This is a genomic window from Pseudoalteromonas sp. 0303 (genome assembly GCF_013349995.1).
Taxonomy (GTDB): domain Bacteria; phylum Pseudomonadota; class Gammaproteobacteria; order Enterobacterales; family Alteromonadaceae; genus Pseudoalteromonas.
The window spans coordinates 1-1,482 of the sequence record NZ_JABVXF010000090.1; the positions used below are offsets into that span (position 1 = coordinate 1).

Below are 1,482 nucleotides of genomic sequence, written 5' to 3' on the forward strand. Positions count from 1 at the left end.
ATAGTGTAAGTCATAGTATTTGCAATTGGGTTTGCACCAGCAGTATCACCTGATGCAGTTAGTGCCTGACCAAAACCGTCTGCTGACTGAAGATTAATTTGCTTTGTGCCTATATCATCAGCTGCAACACTTGATAATGAAACACTAATTGTTTCGTTAGCATTAGCACCTACTTGAAAGGCTTTTGTCCCAAATGAACCATCTAGCAACTGCTGACCACCAAAGGATGTTGTCTCTGCGATACGCGTTAACTCAGTTTGCAGTGCTGTTACTTCTTTTTGTAGAGCAGTTCTGTCTTCGTATGAATTAGAACCATTCGCCGATTGCAATGCAAGCTCACGCATACGCTGTAATATATTGGTAGACTCTTGCATCGCCCCTTCGGCGGTTTGCGCCATTGAAATACCATCGTTGGCATTACGCTGCGCTACGGCTAAGCCATTAACCTGTGAAGTTAAACGGTTTGAAATTTGTAGGCCTGCTGCATCGTCTTTTGCGCTGTTGATACGCATACCTGACGCAAGGCGCTCCATCGAGGTTGCTAGACCTTGACCTGAACGAGAAAGGTTACGCTGAGCGTTTAATGAAGATACATTTGTATTTACTGTTAAAGCCATGATAAAACTCCTGATTACTTTCGTAATATATCTGTTTTGATTTAACCAAGAACTTTCACAAATTGTATGTTCAAGCTCCGTACTGATTAAGTTAACGGCAGCTGAGAATTTTTCTTTAGGCTTTTTTTTAAAAAAAATGGATTTTATTTGAGCTTTCCAGATTAACAAACTGATTTTACTCATTTTTTATTTTAAAAAATTCTACTTTTTCCTCTTACGTCATATCACCCCCTCATTTATTTCTCATTTTTTCTCTCTGTGTAAAAAGGTTTTAGGTGAATTAGTTACAAAGAGGTTAAGAGGCGCTATGCAATAAGAAAATAGCGATAAAAGAGCACTGACCAAATTACCGCCCAGCTATTTTAATGTTACGCAACAAAAAAGCGCAACCTGTGCGCTTTTCGTATATAAAACTATAAATTTAATTAACCACCTAGCAAGCTGATAGCCGCTTGTGGTATTTGGTTTGCTTGCGACAAGATTGATGTACCCGCTTGTTGCAAGATTTGGTTTTTAGTCATATGTGCTGTTTCTGTTGCAAAGTCAGTATCTTGAATACGACTACGTGAAGCAGAAACATTCTCAGATATACTTGAAAGATTACTGATTGTGTGTCCAAACCTGTTTTGTACTGCCCCTAAGTCAGCTCGCTGGCTATCTATTTGTGCTATGGCAGCATCAATAATCGCTAACGCATCTTGTGAGCCGGTCTGAGTTTTGATATCAATTTCACTTACAGCAACCGTATTACTAATTAATTGATTATCAACATTCGCAGCTGCAACTAGTGCATCATCATTACCTGTAACTGTAAATGATTTAGATGAATTTAGCTGTATAGCACCTAAAACACGAGTAGAGTCTG

Annotated in this window: 1 protein-coding gene and 1 pseudogene; both read right to left on the reverse strand. The window is 38.9% G+C overall.

The annotated features are described in order from the left end of the window. Window positions 1–617: pseudogene (locus HUS62_RS22215) on the reverse strand (flagellin); the annotation flags it as partial. Window positions 618–1,042: 425 nt separating this feature from the next. Next, window positions 1,043–1,482 (reverse strand): flagellin (locus HUS62_RS22220; protein ID WP_258536842.1); only part of this gene is annotated, 440 nt, incomplete at its 5' end.